The following is a 17,870-nucleotide window of genomic DNA, read 5'->3' as shown; positions in this document are numbered from 1 at the left end:
GCCGTACGGGAAAGCGGTCAGAAGGAGCGGACCAGGGTGCCGTTCATGTTCAGGACCTCCTGCTTGCGCCGCGGCCAGACCTCGCGCTGCAGCGCCGCGTCGGTCGCCGTGGTCTGCCCGGTGAAGTCCTCGAAGGTCTGGACGAAGCCGGAGAAGACCACCGGCTTCTTGCCCTTGACCGGGACCACGGCGGAGTAGTTGGTCGCGTAGCAGAGCTTGAGCGCCTTGTTCGGGCAGGGCCGGAAGCCGCCCTTGCCGATCACCACGTGCTCGAGGTTGTTCGACTCGACGTCGACCAGGTGCTCGGCGAACTGCTTGGCGCCCATCAGCTTGGTCTGCCGGATCCAGAACCACCCGTCGATCGCGCTCGGGCGGCCCGGCTCGGGCAGCAGGTAGTTGTGGCCGGACCGGGTCTTGTCCGGGTCCTTGACCCAGCCCTTGGCCGGCGTGAACCAGACTCCCCCACCGATCTCGACGCCCTTGTCGTACGGGCCCTTCGTGATCTGCGTGACGGTCGGCGACGGCGTGGGCGGGGTGTACATCGTGCCGACCGGTGCCGGTGTCAGCGTCTCGCCTGCGACGGGCGCGGTCGGGGTGTCCTTCTTGCCGCCGGTGACCAGCAGCACCGCACCCGTCGCGATCAGTACGACGGCCAGCGCCGCGCCGCTGATCACGATCCACTTGGTCTTGCGGTTCTTCCGTCCACCCGGCTGGTACTGCTGCGGGTAGCCGGGTCCCGGACCCCAGCCGCCCGGGCCGGCCGGCGGGAACGGCTGCTGGGCGGGCGGCTGGTACTGGTTCTGGGGAGGTCCGTACTGCTGACTCATCAGGGCCTCTCGCGCTGTCTCGTCTGGTGCTGTGTCGTCTGGTGGGGGCGGGCGGTCACAGACTGTCGATGACCGACTGCTTCATCGGGGCCGCCTCGGACTCGGCCTTGGCGGCGTACGTCGCGTTGCTGCGGAAGTCCAGCGCGGTCACCACGCCGTCCTTGCGCCGGTACACCTCGACCGAGCCCTGGACCTTCCCGGTCTTGGCGACGGTGGAGGTGTAGCTGATCGCGACGCACTCCACCAAGACGTCCTTCGGGCACGGCAGGTTCCGTACGGCGCCCAGCTGGGTGGTCTCGTTCTCGGTCTCGCCCTCGACGATGCCCAGCAGGTAGGTGTTCGCGGACACGTTGAGCTTCTGCCGGACCCACAGGAACGCCAGCGGCTCGCGGTTCGGTGCGTAGGTGACCAGCTGCTTGCCCTGCGTCTCCGTGGTGAGCAGGCTCCAGCCGTTGGCCGGGACGATCGAGACGCCGTGGTCGACGGCGATGGCGTTCGCCGGCGGCGTGTACGTCGAGGCCTGCGGAGTGGTCACCGTGGGAGTCGGCGGCTTGGCCTTGTCGTCGCCGCCGGTCAGTACGACGAGCGCCACCGCGACCAGGAGGACCACCGCCAGCCCACCCGCGATCGGCAGCAGCAGCGGCGGGACCGGTGGCTTCTTCTTGACCGGCTCCGGGCGCCGCAGCGACGGCGGCCCGACCTTGTCGCCCCAGGAGGAGCTGGTCTCGGTCGCACCGCCGGCACCCCCAGCGCCCGCCGCGGACCCGTCGGCCTTGCCCCAGCCGCCCGCTGCCGGCGTACCGGCATCCGGAGCGGCCGGTGTGGTCGGCTGGTCCGGCGTGGCCCGGCCCCAGCCACCGTTGGCCGGTGCGGCCGGAGCGGCCGGGTCCGTCCACGGTGACGGGCGTGGCGGGACCTCCAGCGACCACGGGGACGGCGGCAACTCCTCCTCGGGAGCCGCGCCCTCGTCGTCGGCCGGATCGGTCTTGCGGACCCAGGGGTTGTCGGCCGGGCCCTTGTCGCGCTTGTTACTCACTGGCTCGCGATCACCGACCTGAACATGGCAGTGGTGTCCGGCTGCAACGTCGCGGACTTGTCCTGCCGGCCGTACACCTGAACGATCGTCATGATCCCGTCCTCGCGCTCGATCACGCCGATGAACCCGACCACGCCGAAGCTGCCGCCCTGGCCGGTCGCGGTGGACTTGAACGCCTGGGTGGACACCTGCTTCACCGGGGTCTTGTCGTCCGCGTCGGGCGTGTCCTTCTGCACCGGCTTGGCCTCGAACCCGGTCGGCCGCGCCTTCTTCTCACTGGCGATCAGGATGGGCAGCACCGTGTCGGCCGTGTCGTTGCCGGCCTTGACGGTCTGCACCATGAAGTAGCCCTCCCCCTGCTTGAGCAGGTAGACGCCCTTGAAGCCCTCCATCGTCTTGCGAAGGTACCCCGCGGCCGGATCGACGAACACGCCCTCCCCGACCTCGATGCCCTTGTCGAGGTTCTCGCTCGGCTGGCCGGTCGGCTGCGGGTTCGGGTCGGGCTGGACGTTGTTGTCGTCGTTCCGGCCGAAGACCAGCGCCAGTACGACACCGATCACCACGACCAGCGCGAGCGCGCCACCGGCGAGCGCCAGGATCTTCTTGCTGCCCTGGCCTCGGCCACCGCGCGGCTGGAACTGCTGCTGCCCCTGCGGACCCCACTGCTGCTGCGGCGGGTACGGCTGCTGGAACTGCGGCGGAGGCCCCTGCTGGTACGGCGGCTGCTGCGGCGGGCCCTGCTGGTACGGCGGTCGCTGCTGCTGCGGCGGCCCGTACGGCGGCTGGCCCTGGTAGGGCGGCTGACCCTGCGGCGGCCCCTGGTACGGCGGCTGGCCCTGGTACGGCCGCTGCTGCGGCGGAGGGCCTTGCTGGTAAGGCGGCTGCTGCTGGTGCGGCGGCTGACCCTGCGGCGGTCCCTGGTACGGCGGCTGCTGCGGCTGGCCTTGGTAGGGAGGCTGCTGCGGAGGCTGACCTTGGTACGGCGGCTGCTGCGGCGGCCGGCCCTGGTACGGCGGTTGCTGGTTGCTCATGCCACGACCCCTCGCTCCGACTTGGGCACCGACCGCACCGCGTTGCCGCAGGCGGAGCAGAAGTCCGAGTGCGGCAGCAGCGGCATCTCGCACCGCGTGCAGAACGCCTGCTCACCCGACGCGTGGTTCGACCCACCGCGAGCGGCCGACTCGAGCGCTGCTTCCAGCAGGCCCTTGTGCAGCACGGTCCGGACCAGCACGATCAGCGCCCCGAGCAGCAGCAGGCCCCAGATCACACCGAGCACCGCTCCGATCCAGGAGCCCTGTCCGCCGACGAAACCGAGCAGGTACACGCCGCCCTGGAACAGCGCGTTCACCGCGATCGCCTGCAGCACACCGATCACCCAGCGCGCGGTGAACCCGTCGTACTTTTCGCCGAGCCCGGAGAACTCCGCCACGGCCAGTCCGGCCGCCGACCCGTAGATCAGCGGCTTCACGAAGCCCTGCAGCACCACGATCGAGATCCACGTCCCCGCGCCGGAGCCCGGACCGGCGAACCCGCCGCTGATCCAGCCCCAGTGCAGCACCAGCGTCTCGAAGCAGGCGAACCCGACACCGGCGACGACACCGAACGTGAAGCCGTCCATGAGGTCGTCGTACCGGGGCCTGGAGGCCAGGTAGAGCGGGCCGACCTGCTGGATCAGCACCGACACGACTGGGACGAGCAGCAGCAGGATCAGCAGGTCACGGCCGGCCGGACCGGCGTCATTGCTGCCGATGGTGTCCAGCGACAGACCGATCTGGTCCGACCAGAGCCAGGTGAACACCGCCGCGAGGACGCCGGTCAGCAGGAACGCCGCCACGACGACCGGGATCGGCTCGTCCTCCCAGAGGTTCACGTCGTACAGGTAGAGGATGTACACGATCGGGATCGCGAAGGCGGCCACCATGATCGCCACCGGCAGCGCGCCGAGCGCCGCGGTCACCACGGTGAGCAGCAGAGCGACGCCGAGCGCCACCTTGTAGGTGTACGGCTGCTGGCCGGAGCCCTGCGGCATGATCGTCGACACCAGCTTGAACGAAGCCACCGGCTCGTCCGGTCTGGCGGCGTACGCCTTCTTGCGCCCCGGGTCCGCCGACCGCAGTCCGTTGCCACAGTGGTGGCAGAACTGCGAGACGTCGGGGACCTCGGAGCCGCAGCGGGGACACTCCACGCTCTCTCCCTAACTAGGAACTGCGGGACCGGCGTGATTCTCGTACAGGCCGGCCGGGAAACATCATTTCCCGCGCAAGGGTCACGCTTTCGTGTCCGTTCCGTGCCCTGTCAGCCGGCTCCAGACCTCGTCGATCCGCCGGTCGAGGTCGTCGAGGCTGCCGGAGTTGTCGATCACCACGTCCGCGGCCGCCAGCCGCTGCTCCCGCGTCGCCTGGCTCGCGATCCGCCGCCGCGCCTCGTCCTCGGCCATGCCGCGCTGCGTGGTCAGGCGCTCGACCTGTACGTCGACCGGTACGTCGACCACCAGCACCAGGTCGAACTTGTCCGCCTGACCGGTCTCCACCAGCAGCGGGATGTCGTGCACCACCACGGCGTCGTCCGGCGCCGCCCGCTCGATCTCAGCCGCTCGCGCCCGGACCCGCGGGTGAATGACCGCCTCCAGCTTCCGCCGAGCCGTCTCGTCACCGAACACGAGCTTGCCCACGGCGGGCCGGTCCAGCTCGCCATCAGCCGTCAGTACGCCGTCGCCGAACACCGCAACCACCTCGGCCAGCCCGTCGGTCCCCCGCGCGACCACCTCCCGCGCCAGCACGTCGGAGTCGATCACCACGGCCCCCCGCTCCCCCAACCGCCCCGACACCGAACTCTTGCCTGACCCGATTCCCCCGGTCAACCCAACTCTCAGCACGCCTGCACCCTACCGAGTGAGAACCGCGCGCTCCGACGGGTGCTGCGAGGAGCGCGGCAGCGCCGGGCGGGAGCCAGCCAACACGGGCGGGAGCCGGGCACCCCACGGCGGGCCCCAGGCCATGCCAGGCGGGAGCGGGGCAACGCAGGGCAGCGTCGACAACGCGGGACGGCACGCGCGGGCCGCGCCCCGCAACACCGGGCAGGGCCGGGCGGGAGCCGGCCAACGCTGGGCAGTGCGGCGGCGATGGCCCGGCCTGATCACGCTACCGCCCGCCATATGCCCCGGACCGGCGCTGGCCCACGCCGTGTCCACAACACGAGGGCGGCGCGCGGCCGCCGCCCCGCAACACCAGGCAGCGCGGGCCCGCCCCGCAATACCGAGCAGGCCTGGGCGAGGCATCAGTGCGTCCGGCTGACGAGCGACCCACCGGCTCGCGCGGACCCTCGCCCCTGGTGTCCCCGAGAATGGGCGCACGTACACAGGAGGAACGACTTGGAGATCCGGCTGCTGGGGCCGTTCGAGGCGCTGCGCGACGACGAGCCGCTTCCTGGCCTGACCGGTCGCGTCCGCACCCTGCTGGCGGTCCTCGCGCTCGCCGTACCGGACTCTGTCTCCGTCGACGCCATCGGCCAGCGCCTGTGGGGCGACGACCCGCCGGCCAACCTGCGGCCCAGCGTGCACACCTCCATCGCCCGGCTCCGCACGCTGCTCGCGCCGAACGTCAGTGTGGACACGACGCCAGGCGGCTACGCACTTCGCGTGGACCCGCAGCAGGTCGACGCACTCGCCTTCACCCAACTGCTCGAGCAGGCCGCCCAGGCGACCGATCCGGCAGCCGAGCGTGACCTGCTGACCGCCGCGCTGGACCTGTGGCGCGGTGAGCCGTTCGGCGGCATCCGCTCGGACTGGCTCGAGCGCGAACAAGCACCCCGCCTCACCGAGGCCTACCTGTCCGCCACCGAACGCCGGATCGACCTGGACCTCGCTGCCGGCCGCCACGACGTCGTACTGCCGCCCCTGCGCGAGCTCACCGCCAAGCACCCACTGCGCGAGTCCCTGTGGCTCCGCCTGCTCACCGCACTCAGCCGATCCGGCAGACCAGCCGAGGCACTCACCCTGTACGACGAACTGCGCCGCCGCCTCGCCGACGAACTCGGCGTCGACCCCGAAGCCGAACTCCGCGGCCTACACGCGGAGCTGCTGGAAGCAACCGAGCCCAAGCGCCCGACGCAGGCCACAACCACCCGGTCCGCCCCACGCCAGCTCCCACCCGCCCCAGCCCGCTTCACCGGCAGAACCGCCGCCCTCAACCGCCTCGACACCCTAAGCGGCATCAGCAGCGGCAGCGCTGGCGGCAGCGGAAGCCCCGACGGAAGCGGCGGCGCCCGCAGCACCGGCCGCGGCAGCGACACCGCCCATAGCAGCGCCGACCCTCGCCCCCTGGCGATCCTCGCCGTCCACGGCCAAGGCGGTGTCGGCAAGACCTCCCTCGCCCTCCACTGGGCCCACCGAGTCGCCGACCAGTTCCCGGACGGCCAGCTCTACCTGAACCTCCAGGGCTACGGCCCCGGCGACCCGATGGACCCAGACACCGCGCTCGACCTCCTCCTGCGCGGCCTCGGCGTCTCCGGCAACCAGATCCCCGAGCGCGGCCCAGCCCGTACGGCGATGCTCCGCACCGTTCTCGCAGACCGCCGTGTTCTTCTCCTGCTCGACAACGCCCGCGACGCCGAGCAGGTGCGCCCACTCCTGCCCGGCTCCGGCTGCCTCGTGCTGATCACCAGCCGCAGCCAGCTGCGCTCGCTGGCCGCCCGGGAAGGCGCTCACCGAGTAGCACTCGACCGGTTCGGAGCGGACGACGCCGCGGCGTACCTGACGGCGACCTTCGAGCCGCACCACGTCCAAGCGAGCGCCACCGAGATCGCCGAGCTGAGCGAGCTGTGCGGCCACCTCCCGCTGGCCCTGGCGATCGCGGCCGAGCGAGTCACCAGGGAGCCGGCGGCCGGCGTACGGGCCCTGATCACGGAGCTGCGGGATCACCCCGACCGCCTCGGCGTACTGGATGTCGACGAGGACGACGACGGCGCGCTCAGGGTCGTCTTCGACTGGTCGTACCGGGTGCTCGCGCCTCCGCACGCACGGATGTTCCGCCTGCTGGCGTTGCAGCCGGCGCAGGACCTCGGGCTGGGAGCTGCTGCCGCACTGGCAGGTACATCCGAGCATGAGGCCGCCCGGTGCCTGGATGGGCTAACAAGTGCTCACCTGCTGGAGCAGCCGGGCCACCGGTACCAGCTGCACGACCTGCTGCGGCTCTACTCGAACACTCTGATCCAGCAGACCGAGGAACCGGTCGAGCGCGAGGCGGCGAGGGCCCGGCTGCTGGACTGGTACGCGCACACAGCTCGGAGCGGCAAGGCGATGCTGGAACGATCGCAACCGCTGCTGGACTTCGGCTCGCCGCTGCCCGGTGTCACGCCGTTGACGTTCGAGGACACGCCTGCGGCGGCCGGCTGGTTCACCTCCGAGCGACACGTCCTGATCGCGGCGGTGCACGACGCCGTACGCCACGGGCACGACCAGGCGGCGTACCGGATCGCCTTTGGTCTCTGGCCTTACCTGATCTACCTGCGGGCGCTCGACGACCTCTTCGAACTGCAGCGGGTCGGCCTCGAGGCGGCCCGCCGTACCGGCGATCTCCTCGGAGAAGCCGCACTGGCGCAAGGCCTCGGCATGGCCTTCATCCAGCAGAACGACTACCAGAAAAGCTCCGAGCAGCTCACCCACTCACTGAAGCTCTTCGACTCGATCGGCCACGCGCGCGGCAGCGCCGGCGTCCTCACCGACCTCGGCCGGTTGTTCCGGTACTCCGGCGACCTGAAGGCCAGCGTCCAGTCCCACCTGCAGGCGATCGAGGCCCTCGACCCGAACGACGAGCCGGTCGAGACCGCCCGCAACCTGGCCAATCTCGCCGAGACCTACCTGTCCGACGGCCGCCCCGAGGAAGCCGCCGAGGCCGCCGCCCGCGCGGTCCACCTCAACCGGGCCTCAGGAGAACGCCGCGCCGAGGCCTTCGCGCTGAACACCCTGGCCACCGCCCACCTGTCCCGCGGGGACCACGCCACCGCCGTCGGCCATTACCAGGAGTCCCTGGCGATCAGCCAGGCCCTCTCCGACCGCTGGGCCGAAGCCAGAGCCGAGGCCAACCTCGGCGATGCCTTCCAGCAATCTGCCAACCTCCCCCAGGCCCGCACCCACTGGCGCCGTGCCCTGGACATCTTGACCCAGGCCAATCTCCCCGGCACCCCCGCCCTCAACCGCGAAAAACTCCAGGCCCTGCTCACGTCCTGAACAGGCGCAGGCTCAGGAGCGAGAGCCCGAGGGCACGTCCGGCGACAGCTTGCCCAGGTGGATGGCCAGGATGTTGCCCACGACAACCACCGCGTAGAGCACGGCCACCAGCGGATGGCCGAGATCCCAGAGGGCCAGCGCGGCAAGGCCGAAGACCAAGGTCTTCACCATCGCGCGCGGCACCTGCCCTCGTCGCGCGGTGGGAGCGGCGAAAAGCCCCCACAGTACGGCGGCCGCCACCGGCAGGCCGATGGCCAGGATGAGGCGGCCGGCGAGATCGTCGCCGGTGTGCCAGCCCCACCAGCCGAAGACGATCAGGGCGCGCCCAGTTCGACCAGGAGCGCCACCGCGAGATTTCCCCACCGCCACAGTTCGTGCACGGCTCAGGATAAAGGCGAGACCCCCGCACCCAGTACGGGGGTGCGGGGGTCTCGGGTCCTGCTAGGGAAGTGCTCAGCCCTGGCCGGTCAGCTTCTCGCGGAGAGCCTGGAGCGCCTCGTCGGAAGCGAGCGCGCCCTCGGCGGGAGCGTCGTCCTTCGGAGCCGCGCCGCCACCGGTCGCGGAGGAGTACGTGGAGGCCTCGCCGGCCTCGACGTCCGCCGTCTTGGCGTCCTCGATCTGCTTCTTGTGGGCCTCCCAGCGCGCGTGGGCCTCGGCGTACTGCCGCTCCCACTCCTCACGCTGCTTGTCGAAGCCCTCGAGCCACTCGCCCGTCTCGGGGTCGAAGCCGTCGGGGTAGACGTAGTTGCCCTGGTCGTCGTACGTCGCCGCCATGCCGTACAGCGTGGGGTCGAAGTCGTCGGAGACCGGGTCCAGCCCCTCGTTGGCCTGCTTCAGCGACAGCGAGATCCGGCGACGCTCGAGGTCGATGTCGATGATCTTGACCATCGTGTCGTCGTTGACCTGGACGACCTGCTCCGGGATCTCGACGTGACGCTCGGCGAGCTCGGAGATGTGCACCAGACCCTCGATGCCCTCCTCGACGCGGACGAACGCACCGAACGGCACCAGCTTGGTGACCTTGCCGGGCACGATCTGGCCCATCTGGTGGGTCCGGGCGAACTGCTGCCACGGGTCTTCCTGGGTCGCCTTCAGCGACAGCGAGACGCGCTCGCGGTCCATGTCGACGTCCAGCACCTCGACGGTGACCTCCTGGCCGACCTCGACGACCTCGGTCGGGTGGTCGATGTGCTTCCAGGACAGCTCCGAGACGTGCACCAGACCGTCGACGCCGCCGAGGTCCACGAACGCACCGAAGTTGACGATCGAGGAGACGACACCCTTGCGGATCTGGCCCTTCTGCAGCTGGGTGAGGAAGTTCATCCGCACCTCGGACTGCGTCTGCTCCAGCCACGCACGACGCGACAGGACCACGTTGTTGCGGTTCTTGTCGAGCTCGATGATCTTGGCCTCGATCTCCTGGCCGACGTACGGCTGGAGGTCGCGGACCCGGCGCATCTCGACCAGGGAGGCGGGCAGGAAGCCGCGCAGGCCGATGTCCAGGATGAGACCACCCTTGACGACCTCGATGACGGTACCGGTGACGACGCCGTCCTCTTCCTTGATCTTCTCGATCGTGCCCCAGGCCTTCTCGTACTGGGCGCGCTTCTTCGAGAGGATCAGGCGGCCTTCCTTGTCCTCCTTCTGGAGAACCAGGGCCTCGACGTGATCGCCGACGTTGACGACCTCGTTCGGGTCGACGTCGTGCTTGATCGACAGCTCGCGCGAGGGTATGACGCCTTCGGTCTTGTACCCGATGTCGAGGAGAACCTCGTCCCGGTCGACCTTGACGATAGTCCCTTCAACGATGTCGCCGTCGTTGAAGTACTTGATGGTCTGATCGATCGCCGCGAGGAAGTCTTCCTCCGACCCGATGTCATTGACCGCTACCTGCGGGGTGGTGCGCACTGCGGGGTCGAGAGGTGCCTCGATGCTGGCCGTCATGTGGTGGGTTGCTCCGTGGGCTGATGGTGTCGTACGGCTGCGCACGGGCCGTTGGATCGCACCACACCGCTGGAAAGCTCTGAGAGGACAGATTCACCACCGACTGCTGCGAGCACGAGCCTGCTCCGTCCGAGGTCGCGCGGGCCCATAGCGCATCTCACAGAATACGTGTTCCGGCTGGGGCAGCACAACCCGGGGCACCCGGTCGCCGCCGGCCGCCCGCCGAGGTCACCCGACGTCCTGCTGATCTCAATGTACGACGTCCGGATCGGGACGGCCCGCCGACAGCTCGCCCGTGTCGGCCATCCGGGTGATCAGGCCGTGCGCGGCGGTCGCGACCGGGTTCTGCCCGGTCCGCGCGGCGAGGTCGATCAGCGCCCACAGGTCCGCCGCCCGGCCGCGGTCGACCAGGCGGTCCCCCAGGTCCGGGCCGGTCTCCCGGACGACACGCAGCACGGCCCGTTCGAGCACGGGATCACCACCGAACCGCAGCAGGTTCCCCAGGTCGCCGTACGGCGAACCGCTGTGCGCGAACTCCCAGTCGATCAGCCCGGTGACCGTCGCCGTCGCCGGATCGACCAGCAGGTTCTTCGGATTGAAGTCGCTGTGCACCAGGCAGAACCGGTGGACCCCACTGTCGGTCAGGTCTCCGGCCTCGGCGACGACGTCCCGCAGGTTCTCCACCTGATCGCGTGAAAGCCCGAGCGCTTCGACATGACGATCCAGCCACTCGTCGAGCCCGTCGCCCCCGAACGACTCGATCGCCAACCCGCTCCCGACGAACTCCCCGAACGTCAGGAAGGGCATCCCGCTCAACCGGACCAGCAACTCCCCCAGCTGCTCGCCGATGCGCTCGCGCTGCCGGTCGTCGGCATCGACCAGGAAGATCTCGAGATTCACCCCCGGCAACCGCTCGGTCAGCACGTACGTCGGGTTGCCGTCGACCTGGTCCACCTGCGCGTCGAGCACCCGCGGCACCGGCAGCAGCCCGCGGACCAGCCGCAGCAACGCCGCGTCGACGGCCGCCCGGCCCGGCCGTTTCGCGTACAGCTTGAGCACGGCGTCCTCGCCGGCCGCGCTGACCGCGAACGTCTCACCGCCGTACCCGCCGGTCAGCGGTACGGCGCTGGCAGCGATCGCCTCGAATCCATCCACCCGGACGATCCTGCCAGCACCGACCGACAAGGCCATGTCAGACCTTCGCGGGAGTACCCATCGCCGCCAGGACCGTGGGTACGGCGTTGCGCAGCCCGGCCGCGTTCGGGTGCAGCGGCACCAGGCCGTTCGTCGTGACGCTCGGGATCAGGCCCTCGATCCACCGCGTCCCGGCGCTCTTGCACATGTCGTGCCCGACGCTGGGCGCCGCCAGGTCGACGTACGTCGCGCCGTGCGCGTTCGCTTGCTCGGCCATCCGCAGGTTCAGCCGGGTCAGCGCCGACTGCAGGTAGTCCGCGTCGCTGCCCCAGACCGGGACGACCGGCCAGCAGCCACCCTTCTTGATCCCGGTCGGGTAGCCGACCATCAGGATCTTCGCGTGCGGCGCCCGCGCCCGGATCTGCTCGATCACCGTGCCGTACGTCGCCGCGAACGCGTCGATCTTCTGCGCGAGCCGGTCAACGCCACCCGCGGTGTTGGTCGCCTTGCAGGACGTGCCGATCGGCTGCGGCAGCAGGTTCACGCACGAGACCGCGAGCCCGACCAGGCCGATGTCGTTGCCGCCGATCCCGACCGAGACCACCGTGGTGTCCTCGCTCAGGGCGTCGTACTGCGGTGCGGCCGTCCCCGCGATGATCCCGGACTGCGGGTTCGCGAAGTGTGCGGTCGTCGCGCCGCCGCAGGTCACGTCGCGGAACTTCGCGGGCCGCACCTGCTGGGCGATCAGGGACGCGTAGTTGACCGCCGAGCGCGCGCAGGTGAGCACCTCCTTGGCCGGCAGCACCAGCGAACCGGCGGCGAACGAGTCGCCCATCGCCACGTAGACCACCGGCGCGGCCGCGGCCGCCGGCGTCGTCACCGACCCCGCCACCACCAGACCCGCCGCGGCAACGGCGGCGACCACTCGGACCCGTACTGATCTCATCTGCATCGCGCTGCCCTTCGACGTTAAGTGACCGGCCAGTAACAGTTCGCAACAGCATGAGCAACTCTCACCTTCGAGGCAAGACCTCGGACCGCTCGACTTCATTCCGATACTGCGGTAGCGTAATTGCATGGCCCGTCCCAGGAACGCCGCGATCGACGGCAAGGTGCTCGCCGCCGCAGCCGAGGAGCTGCGGCGTGGTGGGTACGAAGGCCTGTCCGTCGACCGGGTCGCCGAACGCGCCGGCGTCGCCAAGACCACGCTGTACCGGCGCTGGGCGTCGAAGGCCGAGCTCGTCGTCGCGCTGATCACCACGCTGCGCGAGGACGTCCCCTTCGAACCGAGCGACGATCCCCGTCGCGACCTGACCGAACTGGTCACGGCGATCGCCGCCAACCTCGCGGCCACTCCCCCGAGCCTGGTCGCCGACCTGGCCGCCGCGGCCGCCCGCGATCCGCGCGTCGGCGAGGCCGTCCGCGCGCTCTGGGCCGGCCGCCACCAAGCCGTCACCGCGGTCGTCGCCAAGGCGCAGGAGGCCGGGCTGGTGCTCGACCACGTCGCGCCCGCCGTACTGGTCGATCAACTGGCAGGCCCGCTCTACTACCGGCTCCTCGTCACCGGCGAGCCACTCACCCCCGACTACGCCCGGACGCTGATCGACAGCGTTCTAGGACCTGAGGAGCCCCGATGACCACCGCCACCGCCACCCGGAAGAGTCCGGTACGACGCCGCCGCCTGCTGACCAGCCTCGGTGTCCTGCTCGTCCTGCTGATCGGCTACACCGTCTTCAGCATCGCCCGGCCGACCGTGCTGCACACCGAGGTGGAGATCGACGCCTCCCCCGACCAGGTCTGGAAGGTCCTCACCGACCGGTCGACCTACCCCGACTGGAACCCGTTCATCGTCTCGTCGACCGGCGACCTCGTCATCGGCGAGAAGATCACGAACGTGCTCCGCGACACCAAGGGCTCGGAGACCGAGTTCACGCCGACCCTGCTCGCCGTCGAGCCCGGCCGCGAACTGCGCTGGATCGGCAAGATCGGCTTCGGCGGCGTCTTCGACGGCGAGCACGCCTTCCGGATCGAGCCGCTCCCGAACGGCCGCAGCAAGCTGATCCAGGAGGAGACCTTCCGCGGCGTCGCCGTCCCGTTCACCACCGGCATGCTCCGCGACACCATCGAGCCCCAGTTCCGCGCGATGAACCAGGCGATCGCCGAGCGGGCCACCAAGGTGTAGTCCGGCCGGAAAACCAGCTTGAAGTTGACCTAGTGGCAGCCTCTACCGTCGAGCGGGAGCTGCTGAAGTTGCAGCAGATCCTGCTGCTGCGGGACCTCGGGCTCAGCCTCGACGTGGTCGCCGAGGTGCTCGCGCACCGCAGTCCGCGGGACACGGTCGAGGTGCTCGGCAAGCACAAGGAGTGGCTGCTGCGTGAGCAGCTGCGGCTCGGGCGGCTGGTCAGGACCGTCGAGACCACCATCGAGAACATCGAGAACGGAGGAGAGATGGCACCCGACAAGGTGTTCGAGGGCTTCGAACACAACCCGTACGAGGCGGAGGCGCGGGAGCGCTGGGGTGACGAGGCCGTCGACGCGAGCTACCGGAAGATGCGGTCCTGGTCGCCGGCCGACGCGGAGAAGGCGAAGACCGGGTACGTCCGGGTTCACGAGCAGCTCGCCGTACTGAAGGCCGACGGCGCCGATGTGTCCGAGCAGCGGGTCCAGGACGTCGTCCAGCTGCACTACGAGGTGACCAGCCTGTTCTGGACGCCGACGGCCGAGGCCTATCGCGGGCTCGGGCAGATGTACGTCGACGACGAGCGCTTCCGGCAGACCATCGGCAACGGTGACGACTCGCTCGTCGAGTACCTGCGCGACGCGATGGAGGTCTACGCCGCCGCCAACCTGTGACCAACTCCCGGGGCCCCGGGGTTAGGGTGGCGGCGTGGTCGAGCCGCAACGCATCGAGCTGACCGAGGCGCAGACCTCGAAGGCCAGCAGGACCTACTGGGACTCGGCGGCGAGCGAGTACCTCGAGGAGCACGGCGCCTTTCTCGGCGACGACCGTTTCGTCTGGTGTCCCGAAGGGGTCGACGAGGCCGACGCCCAGTTGCTCGGCAGCGTCCGTGGCAAGCGGGTCCTCGAGATCGGCTGTGGCGCCGCGCAGTGCGCCCGCTGGCTGACCCAGCAAGGCGCCCAGGCCGTTGCCTTCGACATCTCCGTCGAGCAACTGGAGATCGGCAAGGCGCTCGACCGCAAGACCGGCACGGCGGTCCGCACGGTCGCCGCCGACGCGACCGCGATCCCGTTCGCCGACGGCACCTTCGACATCGCCTGCTCGGCGTTCGGCGCGCTGCCGTTCGTCGCCGACGCCGAGGCCGCGCTGCGCGAGATCGCCCGCACGCTCAAACCCCAAGGCCTGCTGGTGTTCTCGGTCACCCACCCGATCCGCTGGAGCATGCCGGACGACCCGACCTCGGCGGGCCTGCGGATCACCCAGTCGTACTTCGACCGCACGCCGTACGTCGAGGTCGACGAGCACGGTGTCGCGATCTACGCCGAGCACCACCGGACCACCGGCGACTGGATCCGCGCGCTCACCGGCGCCGGCTTCGTGGTCGACGACCTGCTCGAACCGGAGTGGCCGGCCGGCCACGACCAGGTCTGGGGCGGGTGGGGACCAGACCGCGGCCGCCTGATCCCAGGCACCGCGATCTGGTCCGCCCACAAGGCCTAGGCGGCGCGGCGACCCTTCGGCCCCATCGACAGGAACACGGCCAGCCCGAGCAGCAGCAGTCCCAGGATCAGCGACAGCAACGGCACCCAGAAGCCGATCAGGTGCAGCTGCGAGGCCTTCTCGGCGTACCCGCCCTCGGCCTTGCCGTCGACCGTCGCGCCCTCGACGTTCTTCTTCACCGTCGCCTCGTCGTACCCGATGGTGGCGTCGGTCGCGACGATCTTGGTCTCACCCTTGTAGTCGATCGTGGCGAGCTGCTTCTCCTCGCCCTTGATGATCGCGCCGGTGACCGGCTCGATCCACAGCGTCCGGGTGTTCTCGTAGCTGCGGTCGACCACGACCGTCGGCTGCCCCTTCTGGCCGATCAGCGCACCCGGCACCTTCAGCTTCTCCGCCTGCGGCACCTCGGACTTCGGGATCTTCTGGACGAACTTGTAGACCTTCAGCCCGAGTAGGTGGGTCTCGCCCTCGAACTCGATCGGGAAGGCCTTGCGCAGCGTGCTGTCCCAGAACTTGTACGTCTTCTTCTCGGTGCCGAACGGGAACTTCAGCACCAGCCCCTCGTGGCCGTCCTTGAAGACCGTGTCGCCCGGCCGCTTGCGGTCCGCGGACTTCAGCGTCGTGGTGATGTACTCGCCACTGTTGTCCTTGGCCTGGTCCGGGTTCCAGGGGATCGCCTCGCCGGTGTGCGCGTCCAGCACCACCCGCTCCTGCACGAAGCTCAGCGGCAACTTCTCGTCGCGCTTGGCATCGTCCTCGCTCGGGAACTCGTACGCCGGGTCGTCGTCGGTCACCACCGCGGTGTCGAACACGACCACCTTGCGGTTCAGCGCCTTGCCGATCTTCTCGGCCGCGACCACGTCACCGCGCACGGTCCGGGTCGACGTCAGCGGCAGCTTGGTCGGCTTCTGCGTCGCGACCACGAACACCGTGCCGTCCTCCTTGGTCTTCGACGTCGTGTGCGCGACCTGGTCCGGCGGCGCCACGGCGAGCGTCGGATAGGCGTAGAACCTGGCCATCACGGCCACCCCGACGAAGAAGATCCCCAGTGCCAGCAGCACGATTCGACTGCGATTCCCCACAACAACCCCTCCCGGTCTGTCCGCGGGACGCTACCAGCGAGTAGCGTTCTTGAACAGAGTCAATCGAGGTCGTCCTCGACTGACATATAGTCCGGCCCCATGAGGGGGATCCAGCCGACGCTCGCGCGCCGCCGCACCGCGCCCGAAACAGCGGTACGCCGGGCACTGACGGGCAGCCTGTCCGCGCCCGATCCAACAGTCCTGCGCGCGCTGGTGATCGGCGTCGCGATCGTCCAGTCGGTGGTGCTCGGCCTGCTCGCGCGACGCGGTCACTGGCTGAGCGACGACCTCGAGTTCCTGGTCCAGGGCGGCCAGGGCTTCGCCCCGCGCGAGCTGCTGACCCCGTTGAACGACCACATCGCGCCGGGCCTGCGCTTCGTCTACGCGACCTTCGCCGAGCTCGCGCCGCTGAACTGGGACTTCACCGTCGTCAGCCGGGTTCTCCTGCAGGCGTTGGCGATCGCACTCCTCGGCCTGCTCCTGCTGCGTCTGCTCGGGTCGAGCTGGTGGGTCCTGACCGGCACGGTCGTCTACGCACTGACCCCGCTCAGCATGCCGTCGTTCATGTCGCTGTCCAGCGGCGTCAACAACCTCCCGGCCCACGTCTTCGGCCTCCTGCTGCTGCACGCGACCGTCGACTGGTCCACCGGCCGCCGTCGCCGAGCCGTTGCCTACGGCCCTCTTTCGGTGCTGATCTCCTTGGCCTGCTGGGAGAAGTCGGGCCTGATCCTGGTCACCGCGCTGGCCCTGTCCCTCTACCTGCGCGAGATCCCGCTGAAGCTCTGGCTGCGCCGCACCTGGCCGTACGCCGCCGCCCTGACCGTCCCGATCATTGCCTTCGGCATCTTGTACGCCGTCAACGGCAACCCCTCGGCGGGCCACCTCCCGGGCTTCGGCACCCTGGTCGAGCTGGCCGGCAAGTCCTTCGCCGTACCGCTCGGCGCGCTCGCCGGCGGGCCCTGGAACTGGAGCCCGGTGGCCGGCGTCTTCGGACTCGCGGACGCGCCGGCCGTCGTACCGGTCCTCGGCGGCATCGTCGCCGTCGTCCTCCTGGTGACCGCGTGGCGGCAGGACCGGCGGGTGCTGCTGCTCTGGGGTTCGGTCGCCGTCTACACCCTGGTGACGCTGGTTCTCGTGTCGTACGGCCGGTTCGACGGATTCGGTGACGTCTTCACCGTGCACTACCACTACTGGTCGGACCTCTCGATCCCGCTGACTCTCGCGGTGGTGCTCACCGCCAAGTCTCTCCGGATCCCGCCTCTGGTCGCCGTCGGCGTCGGGCTCGCCTGGGCCGCCGGCAGCGTCGTCTCGCTCGCCACCTTCGCCCAGACCTGGGACGACAACCCGTCCCGCCCGTACTTCACCACCCTGCGCGCCGAGCTCGAGAGCGCCGGCCCGGCGGTGAACCTGTGGGACACGCGGCTGCCGGAATCGCTCTCGATCGCGCTGTCGGCCGATCCACGGATCTCCCCCGTACTCCGGACGGCCGGCATCCCCTTCCAGCTGCAGTCCTCGGCCAGTGAGCCACGCATGGTGGACGACACCGGCCGGATCCGTCCGGCGCACTTGAGCGCGTGGGCCAAGGACGTCATCCCGCCCAAGGAGAAGGGCATCTGTTCGGTGGTACTGCAGGGCGCCGAGACGATGACCTTCCCGTTGCGGGCGACCACCGCCGAGCATCCGACGGCCAACTGGTTCGTCAAGATCGGCTACCTGAGCAGTCGGGAGGACACCGTCGCGGTCGAGCTGGTCGGCACGGACGGCCGCGCCGTCGCCGTACCGCCGGCCGCACGCGCGGCCTGGCCCGCCGGACTGGCGAACAGCTACCTGGGTCCGGCCCCGATGACCGATCTGGCCGCGGTCCGGATCCGGACCACCGACCCGAGGACCAACCTCTGCATCGGCAACATCGAAATCGGCCTTCCGCAGGTGAGTGAATGAC

The 17,870-nt window shown here is 69.9% G+C and carries 16 protein-coding genes; 6 read left to right on the top strand and 10 right to left on the bottom strand.

All coding sequences use genetic code 11. The annotated features are described in order from the left end of the window. Positions 1–17: 17 nt before the first annotated feature. The 5 genes from ABD235_RS05340 to coaE form a co-directional block, all read right to left on the bottom strand. Positions 18–827: a hypothetical protein gene (locus ABD235_RS05340; protein WP_344170285.1), complete on the bottom strand. Its 810-nt coding sequence runs from the start codon at positions 825–827 to the stop codon at positions 18–20. A 55-nt stretch (positions 828–882) separates the two neighbouring features. Next, entirely contained in the window at positions 883–1,863 is a 981-nt protein-coding gene (locus tag ABD235_RS05335) for a hypothetical protein (protein WP_344170282.1), read from the bottom strand. Beyond that, positions 1,860–2,894: a hypothetical protein gene (locus tag ABD235_RS05330; RefSeq protein WP_344170279.1), complete on the bottom strand. Its 1,035-nt coding sequence runs from the start codon at positions 2,892–2,894 to the stop codon at positions 1,860–1,862. Before ABD235_RS05330 ends, ABD235_RS05335 begins: the two co-directional genes overlap by 4 nt. Then, entirely contained in the window at positions 2,891–4,048 is a 1,158-nt protein-coding gene (locus tag ABD235_RS05325; protein ID WP_344170277.1) for a PrsW family intramembrane metalloprotease, read from the bottom strand. Before ABD235_RS05325 ends, ABD235_RS05330 begins: the two co-directional genes overlap by 4 nt. Before the next feature lie 81 nt (positions 4,049–4,129). Further along, positions 4,130–4,738, bottom strand: a complete 609-nt coding sequence (gene coaE, locus ABD235_RS05320; RefSeq protein WP_344170274.1) for a dephospho-CoA kinase — start codon at positions 4,736–4,738, stop codon at positions 4,130–4,132. Between the two features lie 495 nt (positions 4,739–5,233). On the opposite strand from coaE, the gene ABD235_RS05315 reads away from it, so the two are divergent. After that, positions 5,234–8,089 (top strand): AfsR/SARP family transcriptional regulator, encoded by a 2,856-nt coding sequence (locus ABD235_RS05315; protein WP_344170271.1) that lies wholly within the window; start codon positions 5,234–5,236, stop codon positions 8,087–8,089. A 12-nt stretch (positions 8,090–8,101) separates the two neighbouring features. Here ABD235_RS05315 and ABD235_RS05310 read toward each other — a convergent pair whose 3' ends face one another. The 4 genes from ABD235_RS05310 to ABD235_RS05295 all read right to left on the bottom strand — a co-directional run bounded on the left by ABD235_RS05310 (position 8,102) and on the right by ABD235_RS05295 (position 12,119). Then, entirely contained in the window at positions 8,102–8,452 is a 351-nt protein-coding gene (locus ABD235_RS05310; RefSeq protein WP_344170268.1) for a YrdB family protein, read from the bottom strand. Positions 8,453–8,542: 90 nt separating this feature from the next. Next, entirely contained in the window at positions 8,543–10,033 is a 1,491-nt protein-coding gene (gene rpsA / locus ABD235_RS05305; RefSeq protein ID WP_344170265.1) for a 30S ribosomal protein S1, read from the bottom strand. Between the two features lie 249 nt (positions 10,034–10,282). Beyond that, a complete protein-coding gene (locus ABD235_RS05300) occupies positions 10,283–11,188 on the bottom strand; it encodes a phosphotransferase family protein (protein ID WP_344170262.1) in 906 nt (301 codons plus the stop codon). A 37-nt stretch (positions 11,189–11,225) separates the two neighbouring features. Beyond that, on the bottom strand, positions 11,226–12,119 hold the full coding sequence (locus tag ABD235_RS05295) for an SGNH/GDSL hydrolase family protein (RefSeq protein ID WP_344170259.1): 894 nt from the start codon (positions 12,117–12,119) through the stop codon (positions 11,226–11,228). A 124-nt stretch (positions 12,120–12,243) separates the two neighbouring features. On the opposite strand from ABD235_RS05295, the gene ABD235_RS05290 reads away from it, so the two are divergent. Genes ABD235_RS05290 through ABD235_RS05275 form a run of 4 tightly spaced genes read left to right on the top strand, consistent with a single transcriptional unit; the run spans position 12,244 to position 14,846 of the window. Then, complete coding sequence (locus ABD235_RS05290) at positions 12,244–12,804, top strand: TetR/AcrR family transcriptional regulator (protein WP_344170256.1); 561 nt, start codon at positions 12,244–12,246, stop codon at positions 12,802–12,804. Next, complete coding sequence (locus ABD235_RS05285; RefSeq protein WP_344170253.1) at positions 12,801–13,349, top strand: SRPBCC family protein; 549 nt, start codon at positions 12,801–12,803, stop codon at positions 13,347–13,349. The genes ABD235_RS05290 and ABD235_RS05285 overlap by 4 nt, the downstream gene beginning before the upstream one ends. Positions 13,350–13,381: 32 nt before the next feature. Next, the gene (locus tag ABD235_RS05280) at positions 13,382–14,020 is read left to right on the top strand and encodes a TipAS antibiotic-recognition domain-containing protein (protein WP_344170250.1); all 639 of its coding nucleotides are present in this window, start codon (positions 13,382–13,384) and stop codon (positions 14,018–14,020) included. A gap of 34 nt (positions 14,021–14,054) precedes the next feature. Then, positions 14,055–14,846, top strand: coding sequence for a class I SAM-dependent methyltransferase (locus tag ABD235_RS05275; protein WP_344170247.1), 792 nt, complete (start codon positions 14,055–14,057; stop codon positions 14,844–14,846). Here the strand turns inward: ABD235_RS05275 and pgfA are convergent. Beyond that, on the bottom strand, positions 14,843–15,907 hold the full coding sequence (pgfA, locus tag ABD235_RS05270; protein ID WP_344170244.1) for a cell envelope lipid trafficking protein PgfA: 1,065 nt from the start codon (positions 15,905–15,907) through the stop codon (positions 14,843–14,845). The genes ABD235_RS05275 and pgfA overlap by 4 nt on opposite strands. A gap of 120 nt (positions 15,908–16,027) precedes the next feature. Here pgfA and ABD235_RS05265 point away from each other — a divergent pair, with 120 nt between their 5' ends. Then, the gene (locus ABD235_RS05265) at positions 16,028–17,869 is read left to right on the top strand and encodes a hypothetical protein (RefSeq protein ID WP_344170241.1); all 1,842 of its coding nucleotides are present in this window, start codon (positions 16,028–16,030) and stop codon (positions 17,867–17,869) included. The last annotated feature ends 1 nt before the right edge of the window (position 17,870 follow it).

It is taken from the genome of Kribbella lupini (genome assembly GCF_039529595.1).
Classification (GTDB): Bacteria; Actinomycetota; Actinomycetes; order Propionibacteriales; family Kribbellaceae; genus Kribbella; species Kribbella lupini.
Note: the sequence above shows the minus strand (reverse complement) of the source record. Positions and strands in the feature narration are given on the sequence as shown.